Consider the following 15,830-nt stretch of genomic DNA (forward strand, 5'->3'; position numbering starts at 1 on the left):
ATCATTTATCAATTATAATTAAGGATGAAAGTTGGAGATTTAGTTTCTGTAATCGACGAAAATCTTAGAGGTAAGGTTTTGAAAATTATTGCCAATCAGGTGAAAATCGAGGATGAACACGGCTTCACTTATAATTTTTCGAAAGATCAATTAACAATCATCGATTCCGATTTATACGAAAATTCTCCAATTATCAAGAAAAAAGAAACTCCAAAAATTACCTCGAAAAAGCATAACAAAGCACCTTTGAAATTGGATTTGCATTTTGAATTATTAGTCAAAAATCCTTCAGATTATGAAGCGTTTGAAAGATTGATGATCCAGAGAGAGAAATTGCAGGAAGCCATTGATTTTTGTAGAAAGAATAAAATCAAAACATTACAAATCATCCACGGAATCGGCGATGGTGTTTTGCAAAAAATGGTTTATGATGTTTTGGAAGGTCTTACAAATATCGAATACGACAGTGACGGATTTTTCTATCATCAATCCGGAAATGTGGAAGTCAAATTTTTATAAAAAGTAATTATGTGCAGAAAACAAATCAGTCTTATTTTAATTTTAATATTTGCATTGAGTTTTGCTCAAACCCAATATAAAACCGAAAGCAACATCTCTTATTATCCTGAAAAAATCAGTAGAACAGATTCTTACATCGAAGTTCAGGATCTGACTAAAAAAATAAAGTCAGAGAAGAATATAAAATAAAAAAAAGTCGAAAACTGGATATATAGTTTGCGACTTTTTTCTGAGGTAAAATTTAATTCAAACTCACATCTTCCGGTGCATTTGCCCAAAGAAGAAACTCTCCGCCGAGATTTTGCATAATATTTTTCCAAAGATTCTGGTCATTTGGAAGCGTATAATCTAAGTTGTAAACATCTACAATTGTCCACATTTTACGCTGGATTTCGCCCTCAAGTTGCAATGGAGACCAACCCGAATATCCAGAAAAAACCTTGATATTTTCGATGTTAGTAGAACCTTCAATAATTGATGAAACAACGGAATCTATATCATCCGTAATATAGAATTCATCATTGATTTCAGAATATTCCTCCGTAATTTTTTGACCTTTCAGCATAAAATAAACCTTATCATTTTCCACAGGTCCGCCTTCATACAAATCCACTGGAAATCCGAAAATATTCAGCAGACGTGAACTAATATTTTTGTTCTTTTTGTTCAAAATCAGCCCAAAAGCACCATTTTCATTATGCTCAATAATCAGCACCACAGAACGCGAAAATATATCGCCGGAAATATCAGGCGTTGAGATTAAAATTTTACCTTTGTAAGAGTAATTCATCTATCAAAGCTATTAAAAAATATTTTTTTTGAAAAAGAATTCAAGCAAAAATTAATCTAAAATTGTGGCAATTTGAATAATTTGGGCGCCTTTATCCGCCCTCCGTTCCCGCTTTTTTGTTTTTTTAGAAAAAACAAAAAGAGCTCCACTCAGGTCGGGGCGCGCTTCGCAAAAAAGGAAAATTTGTCAAAGAATCCAACATAAACCTTCTATTTAGTTTTTCTTTGATGAGCGAAGCGTCTTTGCGACTCCTAAAACATTGAATCAATAAAATCTTTGCGAACTTTGCGTTTAAAAAAAATCAATATTATAAAGCATCTCAATCATAAAATGAACAACGAAAACCTCCACGATAAAAGAAAAGTTTACGATAAGTCTCAATTAGTCGAAAGTGAAATCAAAGCCAATCCAATCGAGCAATTCCGAAACTGGTTTCTGGAAGCCGAAGAAAACCCACAAGTTTCCGAAGCCAACGCTATGGCGATTTCTACAGTCGAAGACGACGGTTGCCCAAGAACCAGAATGGTTTTGCTGAAGTCTTACAATTGGGAAGGTTTTATTTTTTATACCAATTACGAAAGCCGAAAGGGGAAATCACTCGAGAAAACTAAAAAAGCCTGTCTTCATTTTTTCTGGCCAAGTCTGGAACGTCAAATCATCATCAAAGCCGATGTAGAAAGAATAGCAGAAAACCTGAGCGACGGTTATTTTCATTCCAGGCCGAAAGGAAGTCAGCTGGGCGCAGTTGTTTCGCCGCAAAGTCAGGAAATTCCGGACAGAAGCTTCCTAGAAAACAAACTAATAGATTTAGAAACCGAATACGACAACAAAGAAATCCCAAGACCGGAAAATTGGGGCGGTTACATCGCAAAACCCTACGAAATCGAATTTTGGCAAGGCAGACCAAACCGTCTTCACGACAGGATTTTATATTCTTTGACAGAAGATTTTGATTGGAAGATTTCCAGATTAGCTCCTTAAATCTTAACATTTTTTATAATAGCTTTAACGCAGATTTTGGTTTATTTTTTCGTTATTTGTTTTATAAATCATTATAAGCGAATTAATTATGAAAAATTTACTGAGAATTATGAGCGTTGTTGCGCTTGTCGTTTTATTGTCATTCAGCTTTTCAAAAGAGAAAAAAATAGTGGTCATTGATGCTGGTCACGGCGGAAGTGATTTTGGAGCGAACCGAAATGGGATTTCTGAAAAAGAGATTGTTCTTAATATCGCTAAAAAAATCAAAGCCTTAAACCAAAATCAAAATCTCGAAATCATATTGACCAGAGATGATGATAGTTATCCGTCATTATCTCAGAGAACAGGAAAAATCAATGAGTTAAAACCTGATTATGCTATTTCTCTACACCTTAACAACTCACCGAGACAAAGTACAGAGATGAAAGGATTTGAAGTTTTCTTCCAAGACAATGAATCCTCAAAAAAATTGGCAAACAAGTTTTCAGAAAAATTTCAAAATTCTAAAGTGAAAACGGCAAATCTCCATATTTTGAGAGAGTCCAAAACGCCAACTGTTTTGTTGGAATTGGGATTTATCAATAATCCTGACGAGAGAGATTATCTTGCCAGCGAAAAGGGACAAACGGAAACGGCAGAAAAAATATTAAGTGTAATTAATGAACATTAATTATCCAAATAAAATAGACGAAAACCAGCAATTTTGCTGGTTTTTTTATTTACTTCTGGATTTTAAAATTTTCTCAACATCTTCAATTGTAAAACCTTTGGCCTTCAACAAAATCAAATAATGATAAAGCAAATCTGCGGCTTCATTTAAAAACAATTCGTCATTATTATCTTTCGCTTCAATGACCAGTTCCACAGCTTCTTCGCCCACTTTTTGCGCTACTTTATTGATACCACTTTTAAATAGAGAATTGGTGTAAGAATTCTCATCATTATTATCAATTTTATCAGAAATTGTTTGCTGTAATTCATACAAAAAACCTTTGTCCGTTTCTTCTGCAAAACAAGTCGTCGTTCCTTTGTGACAAGTTGGTCCAAGCGGTTTCGCTTTGATGAGAATCGTATCGTTATCACAATCTAATTTCCAATCAATTAATTCCAAAAAATTTCCCGAAGTTTCACCTTTTGTCCAGAGACGGTTTTTGGAACGGGAAAAGAAAGTGACTCGTTTTTCCTGCAAAGTTTTGTCAAAAGCGTCTTGATTCATATATCCCAACATAAGTACTTTTAAGTTGAGATAATCCTGAATAATAACGGGAACTAAGCCTGTATTTTTATCAAATTTTATAGTCATCGTATTGATAAGTTTTTAGATTTTAAATAATTTTTAAGTTCCGGAATTGCGATTTCATTGAAATGAAAAATACTCGCCGCCAAAGCTCCGGTCGCTTTGGTTTCTGTAAAAACATCTTTAAAATGTTTCATTGTTCCCGCACCTCCGGAAGCAATCACAGGAATGTTCACCAATTCTGCAAGTTGTTTTGTGATTTCAATGGCGAATCCAGCTTTCGTTCCGTCTGTATTCATCGAGGTTAAGAGGATTTCGCCTGCTCCGAGATTTTCAACTTCTTTTGCCCAAGAGAACAATTCTTTTTCAGTCTCGATTTTTCCGCCGTTACTGAAAATTTTGTTTTGATTTTCAACCAGTTTTGTGTCAATCGCTACAACCATACATTGCGAACCAAAACGTTTGGCAACTTCGGTTACTAGATTGGGATTGGACAACGCCGCCGAATTAATCGTGATTTTATCAGCGCCGTTTTTCAGAAGTTCTTCCACATTTTCAAGCGCAATAATTCCGCCTCCAACCGTAAACGGAATATTGATGTGTTTCGCAATATCTCTAACCAACGGAATCAAGGTTTTCCGACGTTCTTCGGTTGCAGAAATGTCCAGAAAAACCAATTCGTCTGCACCTTGATTAGAATACTTGATAGCCATTTCCACAGGATTTCCTACTTCTTTCAAATCCAAAAAATTAACGCCTTTTACCGTTTCTCCGTTTTTGATGTCGAGACAAGGAATGATTCTTTTTGCTAACATTAGAGAAATGGTTTTAAATCGTTAAACGTGATTCGGTTTTCATACAAAGCTTTCCCGATAATTGCACCTTCGCAACCCAAAGATTTTAATTGAAACAAATCATTAGTAGAAGTAATTCCACCGGAAGCAATTAGTTTAATATCAGGATTTTCGCCAATTATTTTTTCATATAAATCGAAAGAAGGGCCTTCCAACATTCCGTCTTTCTCAATATCTGTGGAGATAACATATAGGATTCCGTTTTCTGTTTTTTCTTTGATGAAATTATAAATATTGGTTTCGCTTTCTTCTAGCCAACCCGAAACAGCAATTTTTTCTTGCCTTGCATCTGCTCCCAAAATAATTTTTTCTGAACCATATTTTTCTAAAGTTATTAAAAATAATTCTGGATTTTTAATGGCAACGCTTCCCAAAGTCACTTGTTTTGCGCCACTTTCAAAAGCGATTTTGATATCTTCTTCGGATTTTAAGCCGCCTCCAAAATCTATGATTAAATTGGTTTCAGAAGAGATTTTTTCTAAGATTTTATGATTGATGATTCGGTTTTGTTTTGCACCGTCCAAATCTACCAAATGCAGAAATTGTACTCCGTTATCTTCGAAGTTTTTCGCGACTTCTAAAACGTTGGGATTATAAATCGTTTTCTGATTGTAATCGCCTTTGGAAAGCCGAACGCACTCTCCGTTGATGATATCTATTGCAGGGATAATTCTCATTTTCTATTTTTATTTTTAATGAATTAATAGCTTTTAACCACAAAAGGCACAAAATATTTTTATATTTTTTAGTTGTTCAAAAGTTCAAAATAGGTTTATTTGAAATTTTGTTTTCTTTTGAAAAGCTTTTATTTTAATTTTTCCTTTTGTGTCTTTTGTGGTTCAAATCAATCATAATTTTAAAAAGTTTTCTAATATTTTACTTCCGAAAACACCACTTTTTTCCGGGTGAAATTGAACGCCGAAAAAATTATCTTTCTGCAAAGCTGTGCTGTAAGACTCGGAATAGTCTGTTGTGGCAATTGTATTTTCATTTTTCTCAGCGTAATAACTGTGAACGAGATACATATAACTTTGTTCGGGAATATCTTTAAACAAATCCGACTTCAAATCATAAATCTGATTCCAGCCAATCTGCGGAACCAAAACCGAATTTGGAAATTTTTTGACCGAAACATCAAAAATTCCCAAAGCTTTTGTGTTGCCTTCTTCCGAATCTTTGCACAACAATTGCATTCCAAGACAAATGCCCAAAAGCGGTTGTTTTAGTTCGGGAATTAGCAAATCTAATTCTGTTTCTTTGAGAGAATTCATTGCAAAAGAAGCTTCTCCAACTCCGGGGAAAATGACTTTGTCAGCTTTAGAAATTTCATCAAAATTATTGGTGAGTTTGGCAGAAAATCCCAATCTTTCTATTGCGAACAGAAGACTTTGAACATTTCCTGCTTTATAATCTATAATGACAGTTTTCATATTTTTTTTTTAAAATAAGATGATAGATAATAGACTGATAGATAATATATGCCAGATTCAACGTCCATCATCTATCCGTCTATTATCTAATTGTCTCCTACAACATTCCTTTTGTTGACGGTAAAATCATTTTTTCCGAATCACTCTTCACTGCGGATTTTAAACATTTTGCAAACGCTTTAAAAATCGATTCTATTTTGTGATGTTCATTGTCGCCTTCGGCTTTGATATTGAGATTTGCTTTCGCTGAATCTGAAAAAGATTTAAAGAAATGAAAGAACATTTCGGTTGGCATTTTTCCAATCATTTCTCGTTTGAATTCTGCATCCCAAACGATCCAATTTCGTCCGCCAAAATCCAAAGCAACCTGTGCCAGACAATCGTCCATTGGTAAAACAAAAGCGTAACGCTCGATTCCCAATTTGTTTCCTAAAGCCTGATAAAAAGCTTCGCCCAATGCAATTCCTGTATCTTCAATCGTGTGATGTTCATCAACTTCCAAATCTCCGTCAACCTTGATTTCCAAATCCATTTGACCGTGTTTCGCAATTTGGTCGAGCATATGGTCGAAGAATGCAATTCCTGTATCAATATTGGATTTTCCTGTTCCGTCCAGATTCAGATTGATTTTAATTTTGGTTTCGTTGGTATTTCGGATAATTTCTGAAGTTCTGTTTTCGAGTTTCAGGAATTCATAAATTTCTTTCCAAGAAGTTGTTCCGAGAGCAATTACACTATCCAAATCATCATTTTCCAAAATCTCATCTGCGCCCAGATTTTCATCATTACTAATAAAAATTGCTTTTGAATTAAGGTTTTTCGCCAATTTCACATCAGTAATTCTGTCACCAATCACGAATGAATTTTCTAAATCATAAATGTCTTTATCGAAATATTTTGTCAGCAAACCTATATTTGGTTTTCTGGTTGGCGCATTATCTTTTGCAAAAGTTTTATCAATGAAAATATCTTCGAATTTCACACCTTCATTTTCAAACGTTTCGATAATGAAATTCTGAATTGGCCAAAAATTTTCTTCAGGATGAGAATCAGTTCCCAAACCGTCTTGATTAGTCACCATTACAAATTCGTAATCCAATTCTTTCGCGATTTTTGAAAGATAAGTCAAGACTTGTGGATAGAATTTCAGTTTTTGAAAAGAATCAACCTGATAATCTTCGGGCTCAAGAACCAAAGTTCCGTCGCGGTCTATAAATAGTAATTTTTTCATTTTTAAATTTTGATTGTTTGGAGTGTTTCTATCAATTTTTGATTTTCTTCTGGAGAACCGACCGTAATTCTCAAACAGTTTTTTATAACCGAATTTCGGTTTCTAATAATCACTTTTTTCTTAACTAATTCTTGATAAACTGAATCTGCATTGTCAACTGCAATCAAAATGAAATTGGCATCTGAAGGGAAGATTTTCTTAACCAAGTCCAGTTTTTCTAAGTTTTGAATTAAGCTTTTTTTCTCCTCTAAAATGATTTTTATATTTTCTGAAACCTGATTTATATTTTCATCATTAAGTGTGTTTAGAATTGCATCTTGATTAAGTTGACTGATATTGTAAGGCGGTTTTACTTTATTGTAAAATTTAATGATTTCTTCGGAAGCATAAGCAATTCCAACTCGCACAGAAGCCATTCCCCAAGCTTTGCTGAATGTTTGGCTGACAATAAGATTTGGATAATTTTTGATTTGATTTCTGAAACTTTCTTCTGGACTAAAATCGATGTAGGCTTCATCAATAAAGACAATTCCGTTGAAGTTTTCCAGAATGTATTTTATATTTTTGATCGAATTTCCCGTCGGATTATTGGGCGAACAAATGAAAATTATTTTCAAATTTTCGTCATTAAAATAAGGTTTCAAATTTTCCAAATTGATTTGAAAATCCTCGGTCAAATCAAGATTGATTAATTCTACATCATTGATATTGGCAGAAACTTCGTACATCCCATAAGTTGGCAAAAATGTCAAAACCTTATCTTTTTTTGGTTCACAAAATATTCTGAAAGCCAAATCAATCACTTCGTCGCTTCCGTTTCCGAGAAAAATATTTTCAGTTGGAATTTGATTGAGCTCACTCAATTTCTGTTTTATTTTTCTTTGATAAGGATCAGGATAACGATTCAGTTCTCCGAAAGGATTTTCATTCGCATCTAGAAAAATTCCGTTTTCACCTTCAAACTCATCTCTAGCGGAAGAATATGGGTTCAAGCTCAAAATATTTTTTCGAACTAAGTTTTTTATATTAATTGTCATTTTCTAAATATTTTAATCGGATTGAAACGGCATTTTTATGAGCAATTAATTCTTCGGCTTCTGCCATTACTTCAATGGTTTGTCCAAGATTTTTAATTCCAGTTTTTGTGATATTTTGAAACGTGATTTTCTTAACAAAACTGTCCAGAGAAACACCGCTGTAATTTTTGGCAAAACCATTGGTCGGCAAAGTGTGATTGGTTCCGGAAGCATAGTCGCCCGCACTTTCAGGACTGTAATTTCCTAGAAAAACAGAACCCGCATTGGTGATTTTGTTGGTGAAACTTTCAGCATTTTCGATTGCTAAAATCAAATGTTCTGGTGCGTAATAATTTGAAAAATTAATAGCTTCATCGATGGAACTTAACAAAATTGATTTGCTGTTTTTTAAGGCGATTTTAGCTATTTCTTTTCGTGGTAATTCTGCAAGTTGTTTCTCAATTTCAATATTAAATTCTTTAATGATTTTATCAGAATTACTTAGTAAAATCACCTGAGAATCAGTTCCGTGTTCGGCTTGGGAAAGCAAATCTGAAGCAACAAACTCTGGAACAGAAGTTTCATCCGCAATAATCAAAACTTCACTTGGGCCAGCTGGAATATCGATAGCAACATTGTAGTTAAGAGCCAATTGTTTCGCAGTTGTCACATATTGATTCCCAGGTCCAAAAATCTTATCTACTTTCGGAATGGTTTCTGTTCCAAAAGTCAAAGCTGCAATCGCTTGACTTCCACCAACTTTGAAAATATTTTTAATTCCAATTAAGTTTGCTGTGAACAAAATCGCTGGATTAATTTTTCCGTTTTTATCGGGAGGCGAACACAGCGAAATGTTTTTACAACCTGCAATAGTCGCGGGAATTCCCAACATCAAAACTGTAGAAAACAAAGGCGCCGTTCCGCCAGGAATATAAATCCCAATATTTTCAATTGCTCGGTTTTCTCGCCAGCAGAAAACACCTTCGGTTGTCTCGATGATTTTTTTCTCTTCTTGTTGAGAACTGTGAAATTTTCTAATATTTTCAGAAGCCAATTTTATAGCTGATTTTAATTCATCGGGAACTAAATTGTTTGCTTCATCAACTTCGATTTCTGAAACTTTTAAATCATTTAAAATGACGTTGTCGAATTTTTCTGTGAAAAACTTCAACGCTTTGTCTCCATTATTTTTAACTTCAGAAAAAACTTCTTTAATCTGACTTTCAAGATTTTCTTGATTTTGCAAAGGTCTTTCACAAAGCGATTTCCATTCAGAAACTTTAGGATAATTAAACTGCTTCATCATAATATCATTTTTTCAATTTCTAAAACCAAGATTCCTTGTGCGCCTTCTTTTTTCAGATTCTCAATCACGTCCCAAAATTTATCTTCTTTGATAACTGAATGGATTGATGACCAACCGTTTTCAGCTAGAGGAAGAACAGTTGGAGATTTCATCCCAGGTAAAAGATTGATGATTTTTTCGAGGTTTTCATTTGGTGCATTCAAGAGAATATATTTACTTTCGGAAGCTTCTTTTACAGCGTTAATCCTGAATAAAAGTTTCTTTAGAATTTCTTGATTTTCATTCGACAAATTCTCGCTGGAAATCAAAACGGCTTCGCTTTCCAAAACAGTTTCTACTTCTTTCAAACCATTAGTCAGCAGAGTAGAACCAGTGCTGATGATGTCGAAAATGCCATCTGAAAGACCAATTCCAGGAGCAATTTCTACGCTTCCACCAATTTTTTCGATTTGTACATTGATGTTTTTTTCTTTGAAAAAGCTTGAAAGAATCTCGGGATAAGAAGTTGCCACTTTTTTATTTTCGAAATATTGAATTCCGCTATAAGTTTCTTCTTTCGGAATTGCCAGAGACAATCTGCACTGAGCAAAACCCAGTTTCTGGACTACTGCAATGTTTTTCTTTTGTTCTAAGACTTCATTAAGACCTATAATACCAATGTCAGCAACGCCTTGCTCCACATATTGCGGAATATCGTCATCGCGAAGAAAAAGAATTTCTAAAGGAAAATTAGAGGAGACAGATTTCAGTTTTCTAGTTCCGTTGGAGATTTTGATGCCACATTCTTCCAGAAGTTTCAGAGACTTTTCGCTCAGTCTTCCGTTTTTTTGAATGGCTAATCTTAGTTTACTCATTTTTGATTTTATAGATAAAGCCTGAGTAAACAATGGAAAATTGGAAAACAAAAAACCGTCTGATTACTCAGACGGTTAATATTATTTTGAAGTTATGACATATCACTACCTTCCCGCCTGGACGTGAAAATGATGATGATGATGCATAAGTTGTATAGACATTTCTTGCTTTTTTGTTGGGACAAATGTAGAACTAATTTTTAAATAATTTAGATTTTTTTTTGAAATAATTACAGAAAACTATTTTTCCATTGAGTAACCATTTCGGAAAATCTCGTATTTTCAAACGATTTATTTCTGATTTTAGAAACCGAATGAACGCCCTTTTCATCAGAGATTCTCAGGATTTCTTCAGCTTTTTGAGATTCGAAAGCGATGATTTCTGCTTCTTCAATTTCTGCCAATTTATTTTTATGAATAAAAGTGACAAAGTTTTCCATCAAAGGCGAAATGTATGCGCCTTCCGTTTGCTTAGGAATTTTAATCACATTCTCTTGAAGAAATAAAAGATTTCCGAAAATACTTCTTGCGATTTTCTTGTTCGGATTTAGAAGAATGACGTCATCCAAATCATTTTCTTTCGCATAGATTTCCGCATAGATATTCTCCGCGGAATGAACTCGGATGTTACTTAAAAGATTAGCATTCACATTGATTTCCTTAATCAAATCCAATTCGATATTTCCTTTGATGTCAAGGATGTCATTGGATTCTTCGATTTCAAAATAGAAAGCCGTTTCAGATTTGGGAAGAGGTTTATCTTCCTGTTTTCTGTAAGCCATCAGTTGGATAATTCCGTTCTGGATTCCTTGGTCAAGAACTTCTCTTTGGAACAATTCCTGAAAGAATTCTAGAGTGTAACTTAATGGGATATTCAGCCTCATTTTCCTCATCGATGCCATTAGGAAAAAATAGGATTCTTCTGCCATTATGAGTTGTCCGTTTCTGACAAAGAACGAAACCCAAACCGAATCACCATAAAGAAAAGAACGGTTGATGAGTTGGAGATTATCTTCGGTATAAACTAATTTTTGCATTGTAGTATAAAAAAATAATGAACGATAAAATCGTTCATCTAAAAATATTAAGCTGCACCTAATTTTATCTGTAAATTTTCTATCAGGTTTTCCCAATAGAGTCTGTTTTCTTCCTCATCACCATCCTCACAAAAGTCAGTAATATTAAGAGAAAGGTCGTCTGTAATTTCGTCGATAACGATAGAAAGCTCGAAGAAATATTTAGTTCCTTCGTCTTCTTCCCAACGGAATCTCACAAAACTTTCAGGCTTGTAACGGATAAGTGTAGCTCTCTCAGCAGGACCACCGCCCCAGCTGAAAAAGAAATCGTCACCACGCTCTACAACGTCGTCTGCAAACCACTCTGATAATCCTTCTGCACTTGCCAAATACTCATACAAAATCTCCGAGAGACAATGCATATTGTATTCATACTGCACTTTCGTTTTCGCCATATTCTAATTCTAATTGTGGCGCAATATATAAATTAATTTTTTATTTCCAAATGAAAATGTCTATGGAAATTCAAAATTTTTATAGAAAATAAATATGATTTTTATTAGTTGATTTTAGACCATTGATGAATACTAAACTTTGCAATTATTATGGCAGCTTAATCCACCTTCCACTCCCAATCTTTTTTGCAGACGATTTCAGTAAAAATAAAACTAGAGTCCAAGCAAAAAAGGATTTCCGCTCAAGTCGGGCTGCAGTTTCTGCAAAAAAAAACAAGGGTTACTCTAAAAACGAAATTTGTCATTCCGTAGGAATCTCGACAACGAAGTTTAGATTCCTACAGAATGACAAAGTGTATAATAAATTCTTCTTTAAGCGAAGCGCCTTTGTGAACTTAAAACATTTAGTTATCAAAAAATTTCAGTACGCTTTGTATTCAAAAATTATTCAACTTCATTCAAAGCTTCTAAAATAATCGCGCAACCTTTTCGGATTTCGTCTTCTGAGATTGTAAGTGGAGGAGAGATTCTCAGATATTCATTTCTATATAATTGTAAAAAAACAATTAATCCCTTTTCCATACATTTTGAAATAGTTTTTATTGTAATGTCAGGTGTTCCAAGATTCACAGCCAGCATCAATCCTTTTCCATTGATATTTTTGATTTTCGGATGGACGAGTAGTTCTTTGAAAAGTTTTTCCTTTTTATCTGTTTCGTTCATCAGTCCACTTTCCAAAACTTCTTTCAAAGTAGCGTGTGAAGCAGCAGCAATTAATGGATTTCCTCCAAACGTTGTAATATGTCCCAACTTCGGCGAGTGTGAGAGGCTTGACATAATTTCCTTAGAACTCATAAATGCGCCAACTGGAACACCGCCGCCCATTCCTTTTCCCATCACGAGAATGTCAGGAGCAATCCCGAAATGTTCAAAAGCAAATAGTTTTCCGGTTCTTCCAAACCCAGGCTGAATCTCATCCAAAATCAACAATGCACCAACTTCTTCACAACGTTTTTTTAGATTGATGAAATAATTGTCTTTCGGCATAATAAAACCCGCCGCACCTTGAATAGTTTCTACAATCACACAAGCGGTTTTCTCTGTAATTTTATCAAAATCATTTTCATTATTGAATTCAATGAAGTTGACCATTGGAAGCAACGGACGAAATTCTCTTTTATGAATTTCATTTCCTGCAACAGAAAGTGCGCCGTGCGTATTCCCGTGATAAGCCTCTTTGAATGCGATGATTTCTTCTCTTCCAGTGTAACGTTTTGCCAGTTTCAAACTTCCGTCAATGGCTTCTGCTCCGGAATTCACAAGATAAGTCACTTCCAAAGGCTCGGGAGTAGCTTCTGCCAAAAGTCTGCAAAGTTCAACAGGTTTTTCCTGCGCATATTCGCCGTAAACCATTACGTGAAGATATTTGTCAGTTTGCTCTTTGATAGCATTAACGACTTTTGGATGAGAATGTCCAAGCGTGTTAGCGGAAACGCCTGCTACAAAATCTAGATAAGCTTTTCCGTCTTTTCCATAGATGTAACTTCCTTCTGCTTTTTCGACTTCGAAACCTGAGGCGAAAGGTGTTGTTTGGGCTTGGTAGTTGAAAAAATTATTTTTTAAATCCATTAGAAGTATTGTTAATGATTTTTGGTAGCGTTGTTAGAGCTTTATAAGTACAAATTTCGGTAATTTTTGACTTTCGGTTGAATGAAATGACAAAAATTTCTATCTTGGCGAAGCGCGCCCCGACTTGAACGGAGCTCTTTTTCTGACATTGCGATGAACAAAAGTTCTACAGATGGCTTCGGTTCGTTCGCAATGACAGAAAAAAGCGGGAGTGGAAGGCGGATAAAGGCGCCCATATTTTACTCCGATCAATATGACAGAAATTTACTTTTTAACCCGAACCGGCGTTTTTGGTTTGTTCTTTTCTTCGAGTTTTTTACGTTCGGCTTCAGCTTTATCAAAAAGAGAATTGTCCGAATCATAAACAATTTCGGGATAATTAGGTGTATCGAGGAAAATGTCGCTCATTTTCTGTAGACGGTCTTTGGTGTTCCAATTGAAATCTTTGAAGAAACGGTCTTGTTTTGAGATTTTGCTCATTGGATAAGTGTCTGTATTGGCGCCAATGTTACAAGAAACTATTTCCAAACGACGTTCTAGAAAATCGGCCACAATCTCACCACACGTGGAAAGTGCAACGCCAATTCTGGTGACTTCTTTCGTTTTTTGATTGGTATCATCTGCATATGTAATGGCTTGTGCATTACCAACGGTTTTGGCGCTGTCTATAGCATTATTCGTTAGATAAACAATCATTAATTTTCCTTTGATTTGATTGAACTCGTCTTTCAAATTCAGAGAGTCTGCTTTGCTGATGGCGAAGGCATTTCCGATGACTCTTATAGAGTCTGTAACTTCTTTTTCGGGATTGCTGTAAACTCTTATTTCGTCTCCGGTTATCTGTTTTACGCCCATCCAGAGAATTGGTTTTCTCATCAAGTGCATCTCACCATCGGTCTCGTTAAAACTGAGAGAATCTGCACGACCTTGCATGTTTGTTTTGAAAATCCTCACTTTTCTGAAAGCGCGTAAAAAACTCTTTTTTTTGAGCTTATCAATAGAATCGGGTTTCTGAAATGTCAAGAATTTTTCTGCCGAGATATAAGCCGAATCTTTGCTTAGGATTTTTACAGCATAAGGTTTGTCTGTAATCATGGCAGAATCTTTTTTCTCGTAGATTTCGCCGTAACCACCTTTTATGAAACGATTCTGCCTCGGGTCGTCCAACATTACATTGCCTGTTCCTTTTCCGAAGCCTGTATTTCGGTTGTAGTACAATTTATCGCCAGTAAGAACTTTGTCGTTATAATGGATTCTGGAGTTTTTGTTAAGGAAAGATTCGCCAGTTTTGGAATTATGAGTTCCTAATTCTGTGTAAACATAGTTTCTTGGATTTTCTTTACTTCGGATTGTTGTTGGCCCAAAGAAATCTGAAACATTGGTGTTTTGATTGGTTTTGATATTGTCGCTGACGATGGTGTACTTATCCGTTTCGATATTGGAGCGGCCAATGAAATCAATCATTTTTGTATTGAGATAATAAGTCGCCGATTTGGTGTACATCACACTTCCGTCATTACTATAAATCGTTCCTCCACTGTTGAAATAAGCAGTATTTGGGATCTTGTCGTAATAAAGAGTTTCTGTTTTGATGGTTTGTTTCGGATCGGTGAGGACTACATTTTTTCTTGCGATTCCACGTTCTGTATTTCCATCGTATTCCATTTCTTCGGCGGTGATTCTGTTTCCGTCGGCAGTTGTAAGAACAACATTTCCGATGGCTTTCAAGAAATTTTCTTTTTGATAAAAAACAACTTCATTGGCTGTAAGAACAGAACCTTGATGTTCAAAAACAACATTTCCAGAGAACACCGGATTACCTTCATATTTATCTTCTTTGATACCGAAAGTATCAGCATGTTTATTAATTACTTTTTTAGAAGGCTGTGTTTGAGTATTTTGATTTTTGAAAAAAGGGTCTTTTACCAATCCCGGATTTTGGGCTGGCGGTGTGACCTGAGAAAATAGTCTAACAAAAATTAGAAGTAGAACTACAAAAAAGGATTTCTTCATTAATTTTCAGACTTCTTGTGTCCGTAGAAGTACAAAGAGTGCGTATCAATACTTACGCCAAATGCTTTTTCTATTGAGTCTTTGATACCTTGGATTCTGGGATCGCAAAATTCTATAATTTCTTCAATTTCTTTGTCAGAATCAGTTTTGTAAATTACCAAATGGTCGTGCTGCTTATCAAAATAAGACTTTTCATAAGAAGATGTACTCAAAGTTTTTTCCCCGAATTGGTGCTTTCTAATTAAGCCTGCATCCAAGAAAATCTCAATCGTATTGTAAATCGTTGCCTTACTTACGTGATATTTTTTTTGCATCATCAATAGATAAAGGTCATCCACATTGAAGTGGTGCTCCATATTATAAATTTCTTCAAGAATAGTGTAACGTTCCGGCGTGTTGCGGAAACCTTTATCCTGAAGATATTGTCTTAAAACGTCTTTTATAGTTGCGATATTCAACTCTTTTTGTTTCGTATCCATAGTACAAAAATAGCGATTTT

At 34.9% G+C, this 15,830-nt stretch carries 18 protein-coding genes; 4 read left to right on the plus strand and 14 right to left on the minus strand.

Features of this window, described 5'->3' with window-relative positions:
- The first annotated feature begins 24 nt into the window (after positions 1-24).
- Together DRF58_RS01275 and DRF58_RS01280 are read left to right on the plus strand one after the other, a co-directional pair.
- Entirely contained in the window at positions 25-519 is a 495-nt protein-coding gene (locus tag DRF58_RS01275; RefSeq protein ID WP_116031916.1) for a Smr/MutS family protein, read from the plus strand.
- A gap of 9 nt (positions 520-528) precedes the next feature.
- Positions 529-708 (plus strand): hypothetical protein, encoded by a 180-nt coding sequence (locus DRF58_RS01280; RefSeq protein ID WP_116031918.1) that lies wholly within the window; start codon positions 529-531, stop codon positions 706-708.
- A gap of 52 nt (positions 709-760) precedes the next feature.
- Here the strand turns inward: DRF58_RS01280 and DRF58_RS01285 are convergent, their stop codons facing one another.
- Positions 761-1,309, minus strand: a complete 549-nt coding sequence (locus DRF58_RS01285; protein WP_116031920.1) for a YqgE/AlgH family protein — start codon at positions 1,307-1,309, stop codon at positions 761-763.
- A 330-nt stretch (positions 1,310-1,639) separates the two neighbouring features.
- Here DRF58_RS01285 and pdxH point away from each other — a divergent pair, with 330 nt between their 5' ends.
- Together pdxH and DRF58_RS01295 are read left to right on the plus strand one after the other, a co-directional pair.
- Entirely contained in the window at positions 1,640-2,290 is a 651-nt protein-coding gene (pdxH, locus tag DRF58_RS01290; protein ID WP_116032014.1) for a pyridoxamine 5'-phosphate oxidase, read from the plus strand.
- A gap of 88 nt (positions 2,291-2,378) precedes the next feature.
- A complete protein-coding gene (locus DRF58_RS01295; protein WP_116031923.1) occupies positions 2,379-2,960 on the plus strand; it encodes an N-acetylmuramoyl-L-alanine amidase family protein in 582 nt (193 codons plus the stop codon).
- A gap of 45 nt (positions 2,961-3,005) precedes the next feature.
- Here the strand turns inward: DRF58_RS01295 and hisIE are convergent, their stop codons facing one another.
- The 13 genes from hisIE to DRF58_RS01365 all read right to left on the minus strand — a co-directional run bounded on the left by hisIE (position 3,006) and on the right by DRF58_RS01365 (position 15,810).
- Positions 3,006-3,593 carry a bifunctional phosphoribosyl-AMP cyclohydrolase/phosphoribosyl-ATP diphosphatase HisIE gene (gene hisIE, locus DRF58_RS01300; protein ID WP_116031926.1) on the minus strand — a complete coding sequence of 196 codons (588 nt, stop codon included), beginning with the start codon at positions 3,591-3,593 and terminating at the stop codon, positions 3,006-3,008.
- Positions 3,590-4,342: an imidazole glycerol phosphate synthase subunit HisF gene (gene hisF, locus DRF58_RS01305; protein WP_116031928.1), complete on the minus strand. Its 753-nt coding sequence runs from the start codon at positions 4,340-4,342 to the stop codon at positions 3,590-3,592. The genes hisIE and hisF overlap by 4 nt, the downstream gene beginning before the upstream one ends.
- On the minus strand, positions 4,342-5,058 hold the full coding sequence (hisA, locus tag DRF58_RS01310; protein ID WP_116031931.1) for a 1-(5-phosphoribosyl)-5-[(5-phosphoribosylamino)methylideneamino]imidazole-4-carboxamide isomerase: 717 nt from the start codon (positions 5,056-5,058) through the stop codon (positions 4,342-4,344). Before hisA ends, hisF begins: the two co-directional genes overlap by 1 nt.
- A gap of 171 nt (positions 5,059-5,229) precedes the next feature.
- Positions 5,230-5,811: an imidazole glycerol phosphate synthase subunit HisH gene (gene hisH, locus DRF58_RS01315; protein WP_116031933.1), complete on the minus strand. Its 582-nt coding sequence runs from the start codon at positions 5,809-5,811 to the stop codon at positions 5,230-5,232.
- Between the two features lie 97 nt (positions 5,812-5,908).
- On the minus strand, positions 5,909-7,042 hold the full coding sequence (gene hisB / locus DRF58_RS01320) for a bifunctional histidinol-phosphatase/imidazoleglycerol-phosphate dehydratase HisB (protein ID WP_116031936.1): 1,134 nt from the start codon (positions 7,040-7,042) through the stop codon (positions 5,909-5,911).
- Positions 7,043-7,044: 2 nt separating this feature from the next.
- Positions 7,045-8,079, minus strand: coding sequence for a histidinol-phosphate transaminase (hisC, locus tag DRF58_RS01325; RefSeq protein ID WP_116031939.1), 1,035 nt, complete (start codon positions 8,077-8,079; stop codon positions 7,045-7,047).
- Positions 8,069-9,361, minus strand: a complete 1,293-nt coding sequence (gene hisD, locus DRF58_RS01330; RefSeq protein ID WP_116032016.1) for a histidinol dehydrogenase — start codon at positions 9,359-9,361, stop codon at positions 8,069-8,071. The genes hisC and hisD overlap by 11 nt, the downstream gene beginning before the upstream one ends.
- On the minus strand, positions 9,361-10,218 hold the full coding sequence (gene hisG, locus DRF58_RS01335) for an ATP phosphoribosyltransferase (protein WP_116031942.1): 858 nt from the start codon (positions 10,216-10,218) through the stop codon (positions 9,361-9,363). The genes hisD and hisG overlap by 1 nt, the downstream gene beginning before the upstream one ends.
- Before the next feature lie 230 nt (positions 10,219-10,448).
- Positions 10,449-11,255, minus strand: coding sequence for an aminotransferase class IV (locus tag DRF58_RS01340; protein ID WP_116031943.1), 807 nt, complete (start codon positions 11,253-11,255; stop codon positions 10,449-10,451).
- A gap of 47 nt (positions 11,256-11,302) precedes the next feature.
- On the minus strand, positions 11,303-11,689 hold the full coding sequence (locus DRF58_RS01345) for an START-like domain-containing protein (protein ID WP_072997762.1): 387 nt from the start codon (positions 11,687-11,689) through the stop codon (positions 11,303-11,305).
- Between the two features lie 444 nt (positions 11,690-12,133).
- Positions 12,134-13,318: an aspartate aminotransferase family protein gene (locus DRF58_RS01355; protein ID WP_116031947.1), complete on the minus strand. Its 1,185-nt coding sequence runs from the start codon at positions 13,316-13,318 to the stop codon at positions 12,134-12,136.
- Between the two features lie 264 nt (positions 13,319-13,582).
- Positions 13,583-15,331, minus strand: coding sequence for an OstA-like protein (locus DRF58_RS01360; protein ID WP_116031949.1), 1,749 nt, complete (start codon positions 15,329-15,331; stop codon positions 13,583-13,585).
- Positions 15,331-15,810, minus strand: a complete 480-nt coding sequence (locus DRF58_RS01365; protein ID WP_116031951.1) for a Fur family transcriptional regulator — start codon at positions 15,808-15,810, stop codon at positions 15,331-15,333. The genes DRF58_RS01360 and DRF58_RS01365 overlap by 1 nt, the downstream gene beginning before the upstream one ends.
- Between the last annotated feature and the right edge of the window lie 20 nt (positions 15,811-15,830).

Source organism: Epilithonimonas hispanica (assembly GCF_003385395.1).
Lineage (GTDB): Bacteria > Bacteroidota > Bacteroidia > Flavobacteriales > Weeksellaceae > Epilithonimonas > Epilithonimonas hispanica.